Genomic DNA, 21,180 nt, shown 5'->3' on the forward strand with positions numbered 1-21,180 from the left:
TTCTGTGAAGGATTACGCTATAGGGGTAGACTGTGGGTTAAACATGGCAACCGCTATCTTTCTGTTGCCTTTATAAGGGTTACGACCGTGCGCCATTAACATGTTGTCCAGTAGCAATGCATCTCCCTTCTCCCAGGGAAACGAGATCTTCGCTGCTTCAAACGCTGACACGATTTCCTGTATGGTAGCTGCTTCTACCGGCTCGCCATTCCCATAATAGGTATTGAACGGTAATTCTCCGGCGGCCGATAACACCTCATACATGGATGACTCTATCATATGCTCATTATAAAAAAAGCAATGATTGAACCATACTTCTTCCTGTGTAAGCGGATGCTGTTGCACAGCTGGCAATGTCCATTCTGTATGTAAATGATCATCGCTTTTCCATTCGTATGCGATCTTATTGGCAATAAAATGCTGCGCTGCTTTTTCTTTCTCATTGGTCTGGAACACCTGTTGCCAGGAAAGTCCTACTCCCGGCCGCATGTTCCGCACATATTTTACACCGTTGGCCCTGAACTTACGGCGTGTTTCTTCACTTAATAACTTCCATACCTGCCTCACGTCTGCTACCGGCGTTTCACCTCCTTCTTCAGAAGGTATGAGACAACAGAACATAATATGCAAAGGCCATTGAAAAGAATAAGACAGTTCATTGTGCATATGTATCACCTGATCACTCGGATGATCTGTAGAGGTATATAATGCACCTGTCAGCGCACTTCTGGGAGAGGTCTGGTCAAAATAGCGCAGCTGTTGTCCGCTAAAACTATCAGCAGTTTCCTGCACCCGCTCATTGGTGTCTACATTAAACCCTCTGAATAATATACCGCCATATTCAGCCAGCCACTTATCTACAGTTGCTCTGTTACTATCCAGCCACCTTGGAAGATTCACGCCCGGCATAGCTGCTGTTACCAGCTTCAGGCCACCACCATTTCCAGGGATCACAGACTCGCGGATGATGCTTTTTTCTGCAGCAGGCTGCGTCTGAATGTTAAAGAATTTTTCAAGATTCTTTTTCTTGGTTTCATTCCTGTTCATTGTAGTTAATTTTTTATGCGCTGCCACCAGCATATCTGTGATCAAATGGATCTCACTATCGGGCTGATGAACAAAATGATGGATCAACTGACCCAGGTCGTCTGTCATTGAGCTGGCCGTTTGTGGCCTGAAAAGTCCTTTATTGAATGACAGCACTACGCCGATGGCGCCGGCCGTATCTTCCCATGCATGTATCCAGCAATCAGATTTTACAGTGCCGGCACCGTCTGTATAGGGAAGTACCGTGTAGTCGCCTTGTTCATACACCTGCTCCACATCTCCATGCCCAATGGTATTCAACCAGGTAAATCCTACATCAAACAATGGCAGGCGGTTCTCATATCGCTCATATTGCAGTTTGCTGAGCAGGAGGTCAAAAGGGTAATCCTGGTGATCAAATGCATTCAGCGTATTTTGTTTCACCTGTTCCAGCAATTCCCTGAAGGATATATTAGCATCTAATTGTACACGTAGGGCCAGAGTATTCATATAACACCCGATCTGATCTTCCAGCTGCAAATGGTTCCGCGCCGCTACGGGTGAGCCTATGACCAGGTCTGTTTGCCCTGTATATCTGTATAAGAAAACATAGATAGCGGACAACAATATCATATAGGTACTGGAACCTGTGGCGGTTGCCAGCATCTTTATTTTCTCTGCTGTTACCAGGTCCAGCTCCAGCTTGAAATCTATTGCCTCAAATGTCTTTTTCTCTGCCCGGGGAAAGTCTATGGGAAGTTCCAGCATTGGTACAGGTCCGGCAAATTGCCGCAGCCAGTATTGCAGTTGTTCTGCCGCTATAGTACTACGGAGGAACGATTGTTGCCATACCGCATAATCTTTATACTGTAAGGAAAGTGGCGACAGGGAAGGCGCTTCCCCTTTCCTGAAGTGATCATATAATAACACGAGCTCATTCAGGAAAATATCTTCTGACCATCCATCTGAAATAATATGGTGCGATACCATCAGTAGCAGGTATTGTGTGGCTGTTACGGGCAAAATATCCACACGCAACAACACTCCTTTCTCCAGGTCAAATGGTTGCCATACAATATCATTCACGGTAATAGCCTCACCTATTGCATGTACGCTGAAATATGGCGCCACTTCCGCCATGGGGATCACCTGCTGATAGGGAATACCGTCCAGTTCAAAGAAGCGTGTCCTGAGTATTTCATGCCGGTCGATAATAGTGAACAATGCCTTTTCTAAAGCAGCAGTATCCAGTTGTCCGTTAAATACATACTTCATCGGCATGTTATACGCCATACTGTTCTCATATAGTCTTTCCGAGATCCAGATGCGTTGCTGGGCATTTGACAGCGGATAATAAGTAGCTTCCGGTGCAGGTTGCAGCGCAGGCAGCTTTTCCACAACAGACGCTTCGATCAGTGCCGCCTGCTGCCGGATGGTAGGGTTAATAAAGATATCTTTCAATGCCAGTCTCACTCCGAGGTCATGATAGATCCTGGAAGTCATCTGTATTGCTTTCAGCGAATGGCCTCCGCTCTCAAAAAAGTTGGAGTGTACACCGATAGCTTCCTTGTTAAGCACCTGTTTCCATATCTTTTGCAACTGCATTTCCAGGTGTCCTTCCGGCAGGGCCAGCACTTCTGTTGCTGTGATCTCATCAAGTCCGGGCAGGGCTTTTCTATCTACTTTGTCACTCAATCCTGTAGGGAACTGTTCCATCACTACATATACCGGCGGCACCATATGGTCTGGCAGTTTCTCTGCCAGGTATTGCCTGATGATTTCGATGAGCTGCCGCTCGCTCATCTCCTGATCTGCCGGGAGCAGATAAGCAACTAATTTCTTTTCTCCCTCTTTTCCCGGTTGCAGCAATACGACGGCATCCTTTACAAAATCATGCTCCCTGCATACGCTTTCAATTTCTGCTACTTCTACTCTGAAACCCCGGATCTTTACCTGCTGGTCTATCCTTCCACCAAATTCCAGATTCCCATCCGGCAGCCATCTTCCCAGATCTCCTGTACGATATATCCTGTCGCCCGCAGTTCCTTCAAAAGGGTTCGGCACAAATACTTCTTTCGTTTTTTCCGGCAGGTTCCAATACCCCACGCCTACACCTACACCGGATACACATATTTCACCATGATATCCAAAAGGTACCAGCTGCAGCTGTTTATCTACCAGGAATATATTCAGGTTGATAAAAGGTCTGCCAATAGGGACTTTTGTTATGCCCGTCCGCAATGGTTCATAAATGAGCAAATGTGTAATATCATCAGAGGCTTCTGTAGGGCCATATGCATTCAGTACATTGACATGCGGATATAATCTTTTCCAGCCATTTACCGCGTCTACAGTCACTTCTTCTCCTGACAACATCATCCATTGCATATGCTGTAGCGGAGGACGGCTGTCTGGATAACGCTCCATGAAAGAAAGCAGCTGGCTAAAGTAAGACGGTACAAACTCTGTCATGGTCACTGCCTGCTGATCTAATATCTGCAACAGGCGATCATACACCTGCAAATCTTCCTTATCCACAATCACACAGGCGCCTCCCAACATCCAGGGAGCAACGAATTGCCATACTGATATATCAGAAGAGATATTGGCGCTTTGCAGGAAACGGAAGCCATCTGGTAATGACAGCGCATGGAACTCATTCATCATATGGTTCAGCGCCCCGTTATGTCGCAGGATGGCCCCTTTTGGCTTTCCGGTAGTGCCAGATGTATAGATCATATATGCCCAGTCTTCCGGAGTGGAAGGGCCATCCACATTTGAGGTGGACATCTGGCGCCATGCTGATTTATCGAATATGGGATAAGGTAATACCGTTGTCCATTCATCCATAAGGATCAGCACTTCCAGTTGAATCTGTTCAAAACAAGGCAACTCCCGTTGCAAAAGTGCTGAATTGGTGATGACTGCAAAAGGGGTAGCATCTTTCAGCAACAGCTGTATGCGGGACGAAGGGTTACCATGATCAACGGGTACATACACGCCCCCTGCCTTGTAAATGGCCATCATGGCTATTGCCAGCTGCGCACCCCTTTCGAGGAATACGCCCACAAACTGCCCTTTTTGGATCCCCTGCTGTACGAGCTGGTGAGCCACCTGATTGGCCTGTTCATTCAACGTGGCAAAATCCAGTACGCTAGCCCCGTGTATTACCGCTGGCCGCTGTGGATGCCTGGCTGCCTGTTCTTCAAACAGGCCATGCATAGTATGATTACAATTGATAGTTTCCTGTTGCTCATTCAGGATGTGTAACAATAGCCGCCGCTCTTCGGCGCCTATATAATTCAACACATTAATATGCACGGATGGCTGTAAGGTCACACTATCCATCAATCCCTGCAAATGCCCTATCATACGATGGATACGGTCGGCCATGAACAGGTCTGTATTATATTCTACCAATACTTTCAATACATTGCCCGATAAGGTAAAATCAAAAGACAGATCAAACTGGCTGGTCCTGTCTTCTATCACCAGGGCAGCCACTTCAAGATCAGTATTGACCGGCGTTCTATCTGAAAGATAACTACCCTCCTGGTAATTGATCATAACATCAAAAACGGGCGAACGGCTTACATCCCGGTGTACACTTACCTCTTCTACCAGCTTATCAAAAGGATACAGCTGGTGCTCATAAGCTGCCAGTACATTATCCCGGGTCTGTTCCAGCAGAGAGAAGAATGAATCTTCTCCGGAAACCCTGGTACGCAATACCACTGTATTGACATAAAAACCTAGCTGCCGCTCAAACGCATTGTCCGGCCTTCCGGCAATAGGCGTTCCTACAATAATGTCCTGTTGTCCGGTATACCTGTGGAAAAGTGTGTTGATCAGCGCCATAATGCCCATAAACACAGAAGCTTGTTTTCCTTTCACCATGTCGGAGAATGCGCTCACCACAGCTACGGGAAACTCATACTGTATATGCTGTCCATTATACGTTTGTATCACAGGTCTTGGCAGATCTGTAGGTATATTCAATACGGGCAATTCGCCATGTAGCGTATCCAGCCAATATTGGCGGTGTTGCTCCATCCTACCTGCTTCAGATAAGGCATTCAGCCACACTGCGTATTCTTTGTATTGTACAGCCGGCATCTCAGTCACCGCCATATCTCCGTTATAGTAGCGGATCAACTCCTCCATTAAGACTTCTACTGACCATCCATCGCTGATAACATGATGCATCACCAGCATAAAATAATAGTCCCCACCCTCTCTCTTCCACATTCCTACCCGGAAGAGTTGTCCTTCACTTAATTGGAAAGGTTGCTCCTTAAAAGCCTGTATTTCGGCTATCAGCGCTTCTTCCGTGACAGCCACGTCTTTAAAAGAAAAGTAATGCACTGCTTCAGGAAGGATACGCTGTCTTGGCTCGTTATCCTTAACGATGAGACAAGTGCGCATGACTTCATGTTTCTCTGTCAACCTACGCAGTGCTGTTTCGAACCGGCTCAGATCAATAACACCTGAGAAGCGATAAGCGACAGAAACATGATAGGCGGCTGATGCGCCGATCAATTGTTGTAATACCCAAAGCCGTTTCTGTGAGGGAGAACAGGGGTAATCTGTTTGTTCCTCCAATGGTTTTACCGGGATCTTCTTATCCGCATGCTTCAGGTACAGGATCACCTCTTCCCTCCTCTCCTTCAATATTCCCAGCAATGTTTCATCCGGTACATGTCCGTCGGGAAATACTACCTGCAATCGGTCTTCGGCTGTTAGCCGGATATAGGTATCATCATCCTTCAAGCGGTTGATCAATTGTGCTATTCTCATAGATCGATCACTTTTAACTCAGCAGATACCCGTTTCCTTTTACCTAATTCTTCTGCCAGTAATTCAATGGTGGGATTTTTAAAGATATCGCGAATTGAGACCGCTTCCACGCCCTGCATGGTCATCCTGGAAATGGTCAGAGAAGCTTTCAGTGAATGCCCTCCCAGCTCAAAGAAGTTGTCGGCAATACCGATTGGACGAATACCCAATACCTCTTCCCAGATACCTGCCAGCAGGGTTTCAGTCTCGTTGCGTGGAGGCACATAATTGCCAGCTGTATGTATGACCGGATCAGGCAATAGTTTCCTGTCGATCTTCCCATTGGAAGTAAGCGGGAATTTCTCCATAAAGAAGAAGTGCTCTGGCACCATAAAGTGAGGCAACAGGCCACTCAGGTATTTTTTAAGTATGGTGGCTTCCAGGCCGTCACCTGCCTTCGCAATTACATAGGCTACCAGTACTTTTTCTTTCAGGTCTGTAACAAACACATTTACGACAGCATTCGCCACCTGTGGGTGCTGCAGGAGTACCTGTTCTATCTCGGCGGGCTCTATACGATGTCCCCTGATCTTCACCTGCTCGTCCTTCCTGCCTGCAAAGACCACCGTTCCATCTGCCTGCCAATAACCTATATCACCACTTGCATATGCTCTTTCAGGATGTGGCAGATAAAGCGTTACAAACTTTTCTGCCGTCAGCACCGGCTGCCGGAAATATCCCCTGGCCAATCCTTCGCCAGCCAGATATATTTCTCCTGGAACGCCTACCGGCACAGGCTGGCGATATGGGTCCAGGATATATACCTGCGTTTCGTTGATCGGATAACCTAATGGAATATCTGTTTCGTATTCATGTCTGACTGGCAGACAAAGTGAGAAGGTTGTGTTCTCTGTAGGACCATAACCATTAATGATCTGTAATGATCCCGGTACAGTGGATCTGTATAAGCGGTTAACATGCGCAGGTGAAAGCTTTTCACCACCCACCAGTATATACTGCAAACCATTAAATATAGTAACATCCAGATCTACCAGCTGATTGAACCAGGAAGCCGTGAACCACATTGTATTGATGCTATTGGCATGAATATATTGTTTCAATATACCGGCATCCATTAGCTCATCATGAGACAGCAGATGTAATGTACCTCCATTCAGCAAGGCTCCCCACATCTCAAAAGTGGTGGCATCGAAAGACACGGCGCCTGTCATTAATATCCTGGTATCTTTCCCTAACTGTACATAATTTGGTTCATTCACCAGCCTGACAATACTCCTGTGTTCTACCATCACACCTTTGGGAACACCCGTTGTTCCCGAGGTATACATGATATAGGCCAGGTCGGTCGCCTTTACATCGACAGCAGGTAGGGCATGCGCTGAAGTAAGATCCTGATTCACTGCAATGACGTCCAGCCCCACGAAGTTACCGGCCTGTCGTATATCTTCTGCGACGATAATAGAAGCTCCACACTCCCTGATCATGACCTGTTGTCTGTCGGCAGGATAAGCCGGATCTACAGGCACATAACAACCGCCCGCCTTTAGTATAGCCAGTACACCGATTACCATCTCCGCAGTATACGCCGCCAGTAATACTACCGGTACATCCCGTCCTACGCCTTTCTCTACCAGTAAGGCAGCCAGTTGATCTGATCTTTTATGCAGTTCAGCATAGCTCAGTTGTTGCGTACCGCTTATTACAGCGATAGCATCCCCGGATAGTTTCGCCTGCTGGCGGAATAGGGAAACTACTGTCTCCTGCCGGCCCTCATCAGAACCCGTCAGGTTAAATAGGCGCTGTACCTGTTCTGTTTCTACAGGAGCGATGATATCGATGTTACGGATCACCTCCTGCGGATAGCCCACCAAACGTTTCAGCAAATTCACATAGTAAGTTTCCAGTCGCTTCAATTCATCAGAAGAATACAGCCCATCCAGGTAATGAAAGGAAATACATATCTCATCATAGTATTGTACAAGGCAATCAAACCAGGTGTTATTCAGTCCAAACCCTTTAGAAAGGGAGCCAGCCTGTATACCTTCTGCAGCCTGCTCATATACATGGAAATTGAGGTAACCGAAGAACACATCGAACAGTGAATTCAGGGCACTGGATCGCTCGCCTGTTGCTGCGACAATATCCGTCAGTGGTAGCCTGTCCACTCCCTGTTGTGCATCCAGGGATGTTTTGACCATATCCAGGACTTCACGTGCATAATAGATCCTGTCAAAACTCGTACGGAAAGGGACCGTATTCAGGAAACAACCCAGTATTTTTACAGCATCTTCCAATTCAGGTCTGCCGTGGGTCAGTAAGCCTATAGTCAGGTCCTGTTTACCGGTAGTAAGCTGCAGCATGCACAAATAAGCTGCAAGGCAGATATGCTTTAAATTCATATCATTTTCCTGTGCAAATCGCAGCATGGCTGCCTGCAGGTCTTTATCCACATAAAAATAGTGGCTGCTCTTCGAGATCGCTCCGGTGTCTTTTACCTTTTTGCTCAATGGCAATGGCAATCTTTCGTATCCTTCCAATAAACCAGCCCAGTATTGTTTTACGGAAGGTGCATGTTTATATCTCCATTGATCGGCAACATAATCTTTGTAAGTACATTTTAACGGTGTAAGCGCAACTGGTACTCCTTCTTTCAATCCCTGACAGAGCTGGCTGAATTCTGTCAGGAATACCGCATCACTCCATCCATCCATAATAGCGTGATGACAGGCAAGCATGATGGCATATACAGCAGATGATATCTGAAATACCGCAGCACGCCATAGACCTGGTGTGGTCAGCTCAAAACCTATTCGCCTGTCTTCCTCCATATATTCCTGCAGGTAATTTTCCTGTTGCTCCTTGTTCAGATGTGACAGGTCTTCAAAATGAAGCTTACTATCAATATCCACCTCCTTATAAAGCAGGGTGGCAGGGCCTTCAAATCCGTTCAGGTAAAAACCGGTGCGTAATATGTTATGTCGTTGTGCCAGCTGCCGGAAAGTATCCTCTATCCTGCTCCATTGAAAATCAGCGTCAACGATCTCAAATACAATCTGGTTATTGTACAGCCTGCGATCCACCATATAGTGAAAGAACATACCCGCCTGAATATCGCTCATCGGGTACAGGTCTTCCACATTTTCATCCAGCTTCCAGCCAGTTTCCGTTTGCAGTTGTCGTTCTTTCCATCCGGCAATTGCATCCCGCGCTACTGTCAGGGAAGGAATATCTACGGCCTCTCCGGATTGCCGGCTGATAAAGGAGGCCAGCAATCCTACTGTCTGATTGGCAAAGATGTTATTGATCACCAACCCCAGGTTCATCTCCTTATTGATCATACTCACCAGCGTAATGGCCTTAATGGAATCGCCTCCCAATGAGAAGAAATTATCATTCAAACCTATGTTGTCTTTCTTCAGGACCGACCGCCAGATGGCTGCCAGTGATTGCTCCAGGGGGCTCATTTCCTGCTCATCTCCGCCAGCATTGGATGGTTGCTCTTCAGGTAATGGCAACAGCTTCCTGTCTACCTTACCATTCAGATTCAATGGCATTTCTTCCAGCCATATAAAGTACTGCGGGATCATATATGCAGGCAGTGACTGCTCCATAAAACGGGCTATGTCTGCAGTTGAAGGTTTAGGCGCATTGTTATCTTCCAATGTATAATAAGCACACAGGAATTTTTCACCGGGGTTGCTTTCATCTGCAATAGCCAGCACAGCTCCCTCTTTTACTGCCGGATGTTTTAAGAGTACCTTCTCTACTCCTAAAGGCTCAATCCTGAATCCCCTGATCTTTACCTGATCATCCTTTCTTCCCCTGAACGCGAGGTTCCCATCAGGCAACCACGCTACCAGGTCCCCACTTCTGTATATCTTACCTTCTCCAAAAGGATTATCTACAAAGGCTGCAACAGTCAGCTCTTCCTGCCCCCAATATCCTTTTGCGACGCTATCCCCCGCAATACACAATTCGCCTGTGACTCCTACAGGTACAGGTTGCAGCAGGTCGTTCAGCACATATAACTGTGTATTATAGAGCGGCTGACCAATAGGCACGACACCGTATGTAGTTTCCAGCGATACCATAGGATCACTGATAAAATAACTGGCTACTACAGTGGCTTCTGTTGGTCCATATGCATTGACATATTGTACACGGCTCTTCCATTTCTTTTCCAGTTCAAGATTGCTGGCAGAACCACCGGTAAACAGCACACGCAGGCTGTGTAAATTTGCAGGCTCAAGGTGCTGCGCATACACGGGAGGCAATAGCGTCATGGTGATCCCTTTCTCATTCAGGTATTGTTCAAAACGGCCATAATCCTGTATCACGCCCTCAGGTACGATATATAGTGCAGCACCTGTAAGCAAAGCGGTAAACACTTCAAATACAGAAGCATCAAAACTCAGGGTGGCAAATTGCAATACCCGATCCTCGGCACTGATATTAAAGCTATACTTATTGTTCGCTACCAGGTTTTGTAATCCCTGATGAACTACCATTACACCCTTAGACTGGCCGGTAGTAGCAGAAGTATAAATAATATAAGCCAGATCATCCGGGATGTTCACATTTTCGGGATTGCCGGTATCGCCGGAAAAAATATCCGGATCATCAGTCATCACCCAGTCAATACCAAAGAAATCAGCATTGTCGAATATTCTCAGGAAGGCATCATTCATAGTGGCCAGTACAATACCTGCGCCACAATCCTTTAAGATATAATGGATCCTTTCAGGAGGATATCGGCTATCCACAGGTACATAACAGGCGCCTGCCTTCAGGATAGCCAGGCTGCCAATCACCATTTCAACAGACCGGCTCATGAGCAAGGCTACCGGTTGATTACGCTGTACACCTTTACTTCTCAGCAGGTGTGCCAGCTGGTTAGCTTTGCTATTCAGCTGTGTATAAGTAAGCACTTCCTCATCACTGCTCACAGCGATATGATCCGGATAAAGCGATACCTGCCGTTCAAATACTTCCTGTATTGTCTTGTCCTTTTCATAGGGTAGTGTCCTGTTGTTCAGTTCATGTAACAGGAAATTGGTTTCCTGCGGTTGCAATACATTGATCTTTCCAAGCAGTGTTCCAGGCGCAGCTACTACTTCGCGGGCTATCTGCTGATAATGTCCCGCCATTCTTAAAATAGTTTCCAATCTGAAAAGATCGGTACTGTATTCAAACGTAAAATGTAATTGACCATCCCGCTCAAAACCGTCCATGTGCAGGTCCAGCCGCGAAGAAGCAAGCCCTTCCTGATGATAGGGTAATATCTCTATTTCAGGCAATACTACAGATTCCAGCTTATCCATATTCTGGAATCCCATGGAAATATCAAAGATGGGGTTCCTGGAAGTTTCTCTGGATATATTCAGGTCCTGTACCAGCATATCAAACTGGTAATCCTGATTTTCCAATGCAGCAGCAAATGTTTCGTGTACCTGTTTTAAAAAGACATCAAAAGGCAGGTCATCCGCAGGGAATGATTTAATGACCAGTTTATTAATGAACATACCTGTGATCTCCTGCAATTCCGGACGGGTCCTGTTAGCCGTATCAGAAGCGATGATCAGCTCCTTCTCTCCGGAATAACGATACAGTAATACCTTGAAAAGACTGAACAGTACCGAGTATAAGGTAACATTACCGGCAATAGCCAGTTTATTAAGAGAGGTAGTAAGCTCCTTATCCAGGCTGAATGCATAATAATCGCCCCTGAAAGATTTGACACCCGGGCGGGGAAAATCTGTAGGCAGATCAAGCACCTGTAAATGTCCACCGAACCTGTTCATCCAGTATTTCCTTTGCTGCTCAAACCATGAAGTATGGAGCTGTTCCTGTTGCCATACAGCGTAGTCTTTATATTGTATTGACAGTGGTTGCAGCTCTTCACCAGCATACAGGGCAATTAATTCTTTATTGAGTAGCAGCTCTGATGTACCATCCGAAACAATGTGATGTTTATCCTGTAACAACAGGTGTATCGTTCCTTCCTGTGATGCAATCTTTACCAGTTTTATCCTGACCAGTGGCGCGCGGGAAAGATCAAAAGGCCGGATAAAATCTTTTATCATTGCTTCAATCTCTTTACCGCCGGACTGCCAACCTTCCCGGACCTCATACTCCATGCGGAAAGAGGATACATCATTTATCTTTTGTACCACCTGCCCATCTATTACATGAAAGGAAGTACGCAATGATTCATGGCGCTCAACTAAACTCAAAAAGGCATTTTCGAGCCGTGCTACATCCAGTATTCCCTTCAGCATCAATACCACCGGCATATTGTAAACAGTGGTTTGCGGTTCAATACTGAACATGGTATACATGCGCTTCTGCGCTGAAGACAATGGATAGTAAGGCTGTGCGGGAGCTACAGATATACGCCCTACATCCTGGCCCTGTACACCTTTCTGGCGGAGCTTCTCTTTTATTTTTTCCCGTTGCTCAGCAGTAAGTTGCTGTAATTCGTTGAAAATATTTTTCATTACCTGATTGTATCAATGAAGAATAAATTGCTCGTTGTTTATGATTTATGCCTGATCACCGGCGCCGTCTTCCAGTGCTTCCTCGAATAATTCCTTCTGCTCTTCATAGAACCTGATCACATGCTGACTAAGCTCCCGTATCACCGGGCTGGCAATAAACGTTCTCATTTTAATATCGGTGAAACATTGCTCGTTGATCAATGCAAGCAACTGCACTGCCTTCAGTGAGTTTCCACCTATTTCAAAGAAGTTGTCCGTAACGCCAAAGGGAACTCCTTTCAGCACATCCGTCCATAGCGTATACAGCGTTGACTCCACTTCATTGGCAGGAAGCACGATCTCCTGACCCGACTGCAACCCTGCGGTTTCAGGTAGTGGCAAACGCTTCTTATCTACTTTTTTGTTGGAGGTCACAGGAATAGCATCCAGCCGGATGAAATATTGAGGTACCATGTAATGGGGCAGTTTATCCTGCAGAAAATTACGGAGTGCAGACACAGTAGGCGATTCAACAGTGTTGTCATCTGCAACATAGTACGCGCATATATATTTTTCCGCTGTGTTACCCGGAGTAGCATGTACCACTGCTACTGCGCTTTTCACAGACGGGTATTGCAACAGGTTATTAACAATCTCTGACAACTCGATCCTGAATCCACGTACCTTGACCTGATCGTCCCTTCTGCCGCCAAACACTACATTCCCATCCGGTGTCCACCTGGCAATGTCGCCACTCTTGTATACACGTTTCATTTCCCCACCGATCATGATATTGATAAACCGCTCAGCAGTCAGCACCGGCTTATTACGGTATCCTATTCCCACACCATCTCCTCCTACGTACAGTTCGCCCCATACATTGACAGGTACCTGCTGCTGCTGCTCATCCAGGATATAATAGAAGATATTGGGCAAAGAACGGCCAATAGGCGTAATTCCGATGATAGGTGTATCCTGTTCATAGCCGGAACAATCTATCGTCGTTTCTGTAATGCCATAACTATTAAGAACACGTAAACGGGAAGACAGGAACCGCTTCCGGAGATAAATATATTTCTCCGCAGGCAAAGCATCTGCACAGGAAACCATCACCCGGAGGAAGGAGATATCAAGAGAATGTTTATCAATATGACTGAACAGGTTCGTAATTACCGCTGGCGTTGATTCAATGTAGGTAACCTGATGTTTTTGCATGACCGAATAAAGCTCTCCCCAGTCAAGGTTCCTGGTATCAGCTATCACCAGTGTACCGCCATTGGGCAATGCCCTGCACAAGTCGCCGGTAAACACATCAAAAGCAATGCTGGCCAGCGATAACACGACCGTCCTTTGCTTATCCAGGTCAAATTTCCACCGCCAGCCATAAGTAATATTGACCAGGTTACGGTGTGCGATCATCACACCTTTCGGCTGTCCGGTGGAACCGGAGGTATAAATAGTATACGCTAATTGTTGCGGGTGAATATCTGTTGCTACCGGATCAGGAGAATAACGACTCATTATAACCGGCAACTGATCTACAGGGATCACAAGGATATTTTCTTTCACAACATCCGGGGAATCTGTGATCATCATTGTGGCAGCAGCATCTTCCAGCATATAAGCTACCCTTTCAGGTGGATAGGCAGGATCGATGGGTAGATAAGAGGCTCCTGCTTTCAGTATACCCAGCATAGCTACAACCACCTCCACCGAACGGTTGAGCCATATGGCCACTGTTGCTTCTTTTTGTATGCCCTGCTCCTGCAGATAATGAGCGAGCTGATTGGACTGTTCTTCCAGTTGCCTGAAGGAGATTCCCCTGTCATTAAAGAGGACAGCCATTCTATCAGGATGTTGTACACCCTGCTCTCTGATCATATCCAGGATAGAATTTGTTTGAGGGAACACCACTTTTTCTCCGCTGAACGTGGTCAGCATGACATGATCGGCAACTGTCAGTAACTGCATGTTACCTACTAAACATTGTTGATCCTGAATGACTGATTGCAACAATGTGATGTAATGGTTTACCAGTTGTTCTATACGGGCCGCTTCAAAAAGAGCCGTATTATATTCCACATCCAGTATAATGGTACCATTAATACGATCAGTGCTCAACGCAAAATTGAGATCAAAGAAAGCCTTTGTCCTTTGAAATTTCACTTCTTCAATTGCAATACCATCCAGTTCCAGCGGCGTGGATGCAGGCATATCCTGCAAATCAAACATCACTTCAAAGAGTGCATTGCGATCACCTGATCCACCCAATTGTTCCAGGACCATTTCAAAAGGCACATCCTGATGGGCATAAGCAATTGCGGCATGCCTGCTCAACTCCTGCAACAGTTGTTCAAAAGGCATATCAGGTTTTACCTGGCTCCTCAACACAATGGTATTGATAAAACAGCCTACCAGGGAAGAGACATCCTCCAGGTCGCGGTTAGCTACCGGAACACCTACAGCAATATCCTGCTTGCCTGTATATCGATGCAGTAATACCTTGAATACAGATAGCAGTGCAACAAACAGTGTCGTATTATAACCAGCTGCCAATTGCCTGATACGAGTGGTTATTTCGGGGTTAATAACGGCCCTGTAAGTATTACCGTTGTATTCATTTACGGCAGGCCGGATATGATCTGCAGGCATTTCCAGCGGACCAATATCTTTCAGTTCCTCCTTCCAGTGCTGCAATCGTTGCGCCAGTTCACCGGTCTCCATTTGCCGGCGTTGCCACAGGGCATAGTCAGCGTATTGTACTGGTAATAGTTCCAATTGCGCAGCGCCATCTTTATATAAGCGCCCGATCTCATCTCCCATCAGGTACACTGACCATATATCAATAGCAATATGATGGAACGTGAGCAGGAAGAGGTGCTCCTGTGGATTTATCTTTAACAGGCTGCCGCGCACAGGCAGGTCTACTGAAAGATCAAAGGCATTGTAAACAAACGCATGGATATATGTGTCCAGGTAGGCACTGTCACTAAAACGAATATCTTCTGTTATTGTTAGTTTCCATGATGCAGCATCAACAATATGCTGAAAAGGTATACCATTCTTTTCACGGACCAGGGTACGTAATGCGCTATGTCTTTGTATAACGACAGACAAAGCATTTTCCAGTGCTGCAATATTAAGATCGCCTTTCAGTCGCAATACAACCGGTATATGATAGGTCGCTCCCTGTCCCCATTTATCCAGCAGCCAGAAACGTTCCTGGGAAAAGGACAATGGCAAAGGCCCATGAGCAGCCGCTGCTACCAACTGTGTGGAATCCTTTTTCAGGGTGCCCATAAAGGTATCCAGCTGTGCAATGGTAGGGAAACGAAATATATCCTTTACCGCCAGCACCACATTGTATTCCTTTCTGATAGCTGCGCTCAACTTGATGGCTAGTAATGAGTTTCCTCCCAGCCGGAAGAAATTATCATGGATGCCCGGCTTATCTACAGATAACAATTGGCTCCAGAGACGTGCAAGCTGCTCCTGCGAAGGTGCTTCCGGCGGCGTATAGCTACCTTCTTCGCTGCCAACGCTGAAATCAGGATCAGGTAGTGCTTTCCTGTCGATCTTACCACTACTGCTGACAGGCATAACATCCAGTACAACATACATTACAGGTATCATATAAGAAGGCAGCCACTGGCCTGCAAATACACTGAGGGATGTAGTGTCGGCAACACCATCGGTAGTGACATATGCTATTAGCCTGGCATTACCGGCATGATCCGTTTTCTTTACTACTATCGCCTGTCGGATGCCTGGTGCTTTTTCCAGTACGTGTTCTATTTCACCAGTTTCCACGCGGTACCCATTGATCTTAACCTGTTCATCTTTCCTGCCCAGGTATTCAATATTACCATCATTACTCCAGCGTGCCAGATCACCTGATCTGTATAAAATACCTTCACCAAAAGGATCCCGGGTAAAACGCGCCGCCGTTAGCGCAGGATTGTTCCAATAACCATTACTTACACCAGGGCCACCTATACATAGTTCCCCATAGACACCAGACGCCACCAGGCGATCATTGGCATCAAGGATATAGACCTTCACATTAGGCAAAGGCTTGCCAATGTATACAGGTTTTCCTTCCTGATAATCTTCCAGTGCAAAGGCGGTGGTATAGATGCTGGCTTCAGTAGGGCCATACAGATTAAATACCTTTTCTGCCCAGCCTCCGGCATGTATAGCCATAACCAGCTTCTCAGGGAAGGCTTCTCCTGCGATCAATATATACCTGAGCAACCTGAAGGCTTCCTTATCTGTTTTCAGCGTATCAAAGAACAAGGTAAATAAGGAAGGCACAAAGCTGATATGTGTAATCTTCTTTCTTCGGATGGCTTCCAGCAAAAGGTGCAGCTCTTTTTCTTCTCCTTCCCGCAATATCGCCACCTTACTACCTCCGGGAATCCATCCAAAAAGCTCTGATACGGATACATCAAATGTATAGTTCGTTTTTAACAACCAGGTATCTTCTTCGCCTGACGGATAAAGCTCCTGCAATGCCCACAGGGTGTTCATCACCTGTTGATGTGTAATAGCCACACCCTTCGGTTCTCCCGTTGATCCTGATGTATAGATCATGTAGGCAAGACTTCCTGTTTGCGCGGGCACCTCTTCTCCTTCATAGGTGGCTGCCAGCAATAATTCCGGGATAAGTACATCTGCTTCATTCTCGACAACTGTGACCAGATCTGCATCTGTCAACACTACTTTTACCGCTGCATCCTGTAGTATGTAACTGATACGGTGTATCGGTAATGAAGGACTTAACGGCACATAAAATGCACCTGCCTTATGGATTGCCAGGATACTTATCAACAATACTGATGAACGCTTCATAATGATCCCCACCGGCTGTCCGGGTGTTATCCCATGCGCAATAAGGGCTGCTGCCAATTGGTTCACCTTTCCGGAAAGTGTGGCGTAATCCAATGTTCCCTCATCAGCAATCACCGCTTTGCGACCAGGCACTAATGCCACCTGGTGCATGAACAGGTGATAAAGAGAAGGATGATAAGGATACACCAGCCGCTGTGACTGGAAGTCATTTAATAAGGTATTGTATTCAGCAGTAGTAATATAATCAAGGGAGGTAATGGTATCTGCTGCATGGTCCAGTGCAGCATCAAGTAATAACAGGTAATGATCCATCATCTGCCTGATACGCATTTCGCTGAACAAAGCCGTATCGTACTCTGTGTAGATACGGTAGTTACCTTCAACTGTTTCTACATTCAGCAGCAGATCATACTTGCTGGTAGTAACAGGCATCTCAAAGGAAGACAATTGTTGATCAGGAAGCAATGCTTTATCCATGAGTTCATTACCCGGCCAGGAACCAAACATGACATCAAACAAAGGAGAACGACTGCTATCCCGCTCTATCTTCAATATCTCCACCAGTTTATCGAATGGATAATCCTGGTGCCTGTAACTTTCAAGCAGGTGCGCTTTTTCCCTTTGTATAAGGGTATGAAAATTATCTTCTTCTGTGATATGTAGCAGAACAGGCAGTATGTTGACAAAGAATCCGATCTGCTGATCCAATGCGCCCTGTTCCCTGCCGGAAACAGGCACCCCGATCACAATATCCGGCTGTGCTGTATACCGGTATAACAATAAGCGGAAAGCTGCCAGTAAAATAACAAACGGCGTTACCTCTTGTTGTTGTGAAAACCGCTGGAGCTTATCTGCCAGATCTGCTGGAAAAGATGTATAGATTGCATGCCCCTGGTATGCCTTTACTAAAGGTCTGGTATTGTCTGCCGGTAAGGCCACAGGTGTTACGCCCTTTTCAAATTCCCCTTCCCAATACCGTTGCGCAGCCAGCATTTTTTCCGACTGCATATTTTCCCTCATCCATACCGCATAATCTTTATACTGTAGTGAAAGCGGCTGGTGAAGCGGGGATTTCCCCGTAGCTATATCTTTATACAGGGACAACAATGTATCTGTAAATACGTGCATTGACCATCCATCAGCGATGATATGGTGGAAGGTTAGCATACCAACTACACCACCTTCCACGTAGATAAGCAACAACCGCCATAGCGGCGACTGCTCAAGCACAAACGGACGTGCGGCGGCTGCAGCACAAAGTTCTTCCGGATGCGCAGAATACCATACTTTCTCTACCGCCGGTTGAAAAGTACTTGCGTCCTGCACCTGCATATAAGGTGCGCCATCTATTTCAATAAATGAAGTACGCAGGATATCGTATTGCCTGGAAATAATGTCGAGCGCTTTGAACAACGCCGCCTCATCTAGTTTGCCGTTGATCTGAAAGGCCAGCGGAATATTATATGGCGCCTTTCCTTCTTCCAACCGGTCAATGATCCATAATCGCTGCTGGGCGGGAGAAACAGGATAATAAGCCGCCGAAGGTGCTATAGGAATTGATAGAACAGGTACACCTGTTTGCTGATCAATCCTGGCCGCCATGTCCTTCAGTACGGGGAAAGTAAATATATCGTTCAACTCAAGCTTTACCTGTAACTGCTGAATAATGACTGATAACAGGCGGATAGCACTCAAGGAATGACCTCCACGGTCAAAGAAATGATCATGCAACCCTGCATGGTCTATCTTCAATACATCTTTCCACATTACAGCCAACGCTTTTTCCGTGGCCTTAACGGGTGCAATGTATTGTTGTATATCTTCCGGATCGGGCAATTTTGTTTTATCGATCTTACCAGCGGTATTCCTTGGAAAATGTTTCACTACCACCCATTTTGAGGGCAGCATATAAGCTGGTAGTTGTGCCGACACGAAAGTTTTCACCACTTCCGGCGACTCTGCTGTTGTCATGCGCAGATAAGCCACCAGCACAGGTACACCATCAGCACCATTATCGGCCGTTACATAAGCTTCAGCCACTCTGTTGTCTTTCAGAATAGCCAGCCTTACTTCTTCCGGCTCAATACGGTATCCCCTGATCTTGACCTGCTGATCCATTCTCCCCAGGAATTCCAGCTCGCCCTGCTCATTCCATTTCACTTTATCGCCTGTACGATATAAGCGCCGCACACCGTTGATTTCAAGACTTACAAAAGCCTGTTCCGTAGCAGCTTTATTATTGATATATCCGGCTGCAATCCCCTGCCCCGCAATACACAATTCTCCTGCCATACCCAATGGCAACAAACTCCCTTCCCTATCCACGACAAACACACTATAGCCGGGTAATGCGCTGCCAATAGGTACTGAGGTCGTTACATGATTTATCCGGTATCCGGTGGCGTTGATACATGTTTCCGTAGGCCCATACAGATTCATAAATACTGCTTCAGGCAATTGCTTCCGGATGTCGGCCGCCAGCCTGGAAGACAATACATCTCCACCACAAGAAATATATTGCAGGGGGACTGATGGCAATAACGGCAATAATGCTTCCCAGTAAAGTGGAGATGCATGCAGCACATTGATATGGTGTTGCTGCAGATAATCTGCCAACTGAGGGATGTTACGATAATCAGGCGGTAAGTGCAACGTACCCTTGTATGCCAGCGGCAGGAATATTTCCTTGACGGCTGCATCAAAGGATAAGGAGGCATTCAATATATAATGTAATCCCGTTCCGAAGCCCATTTCATGTTGCAGGGATGCCAGCAGCTGACATACCTGGACATGTGTAATAGCCACTCCTTTGGGATGACCAGTGGAACCGGAAGTATAGATAATGTAGGCGGCTGTATCAGCTGTCACTACCGGCAATGTTGTATTTGACGGATACAGGTTTCTTTCCCCTTCCCACCATTCCATTTCCAACACCGGTATACCAGGAATGGATACGGGCACATTACTGATCGTCAATACAGCCTTTGCATCATGGATCATATAAGCGATCCGCTCTGCAGGATATGCTGTATCTATTGGCAGATAAGTGGCCCCTGCCTTTAAGATACCCAGTATGCTGATGATTGCCCATTTATCATGTGTCATCAGCAGGGCCACCACATCACCCGGGCGAACACCTGCCACGCCTGATAAATAGCCAGCCAGCCTGTTGGCTTCTTCTGCCAGCTCTTTGTAAGTGATCTTATCCTCTTTATCTACCAGCACTATACCATGGGGGCGTTCCTCAACCGTCTGTTCAAACAGCTCATGTAACAGCTGGCCTTTCACAGGTATCTGCTGCGCTTCGCCGGATAATGCATAAAGGTGTGCAAGTTCTTCATCCGAAAGCATCGCACTTTGCAATACGGGTTTCCCCGGTTCATGTAGTAATGAAGATAATATCCGATCCAGGTGTAATGGCAACTGGTCCAGTAAATGCCCTGGCAGTATACCTTCCTGATAATATAGCTGCCATGGCTGATCCTTGAGTATCACCAGTGCCAGTGCTGCCCTTTCCGTACAGGAAGGAATATCATGCAGGCTATCATGTGCGATCCCCACCTGATAATGAGCCGTCCGCACAGGTAAACCATTCGCTTCAAACAGTTCATCCAGTTTCCCGGCGTTATAATCCTGGTGCTGCAGGGCTGTTTTAAACGCAAGGGATAAGCCATTGACCATTTCCCTGAAAACAGTATCCTTATGAATGTCAAACCGGAAATACAGCTGCTGTCCTTTCTCTGCCGGTACAGGCACCGGGCCACCCACCACAGGCGGCATGAACACCACCTGCTGATCAAGCCCGTATCTTTTAAGCAGTACCAGCCATGCTGCCAGCACGATCACCAGTGTTGACATATCCTGTCGGTTGCCCGCCTGTTCCAGCTTCGCGAGGGTGGCAGAAGACAGGTTGCAGGCAATTGAACTGCGGCTGCCTGTTAAAAAGAAAGGACCATCACTATTATTCTTACACTGCCTGAACCAGTAGTCAAGGGCAGATTGTTGTTGCAGATCCATAATGGGGAACGAT

General features: G+C 46.5%; 3 protein-coding genes. All 3 read right to left on the minus strand.

Annotation, left to right across the window (positions count from 1 at the left end; genetic code table 11):
• Positions 1-12: 12 nt before the first annotated feature.
• The 3 genes from BLR32_RS29770 to BLR32_RS29780 are packed head-to-tail and all read right to left on the minus strand — an operon-like array spanning position 13 to position 21,167.
• The gene (locus BLR32_RS29770) at positions 13-5,823 is read right to left on the minus strand and encodes a non-ribosomal peptide synthetase (protein ID WP_089837585.1); all 5,811 of its coding nucleotides are present in this window, start codon (positions 5,821-5,823) and stop codon (positions 13-15) included.
• Positions 5,820-12,320, minus strand: coding sequence for a non-ribosomal peptide synthetase (locus BLR32_RS29775; RefSeq protein WP_089837587.1), 6,501 nt, complete (start codon positions 12,318-12,320; stop codon positions 5,820-5,822). The genes BLR32_RS29770 and BLR32_RS29775 overlap by 4 nt, the downstream gene beginning before the upstream one ends.
• A gap of 45 nt (positions 12,321-12,365) precedes the next feature.
• Complete coding sequence (locus BLR32_RS29780) at positions 12,366-21,167, minus strand: non-ribosomal peptide synthetase (protein WP_089837589.1); 8,802 nt, start codon at positions 21,165-21,167, stop codon at positions 12,366-12,368.
• Positions 21,168-21,180 lie beyond the last annotated feature (13 nt).

The organism is Chitinophaga filiformis (assembly GCF_900102545.1).
GTDB lineage: Bacteria > Bacteroidota > Bacteroidia > Chitinophagales > Chitinophagaceae > Chitinophaga > Chitinophaga filiformis.

Coding starts and splice junctions, on each gene's coding strand:
- BLR32_RS29770 (WP_089837585.1), bottom strand. CDS start 5,823: ATGAGAATAGCACAATTGATCAACCGCTTGAAGGATGATGATACCTAT.
- BLR32_RS29775 (WP_089837587.1), bottom strand. CDS start 12,320: ATGAAAAATATTTTCAACGAATTACAGCAACTTACTGCTGAGCAACGG.
- BLR32_RS29780 (WP_089837589.1), bottom strand. CDS start 21,167: ATGGATCTGCAACAACAATCTGCCCTTGACTACTGGTTCAGGCAGTGT.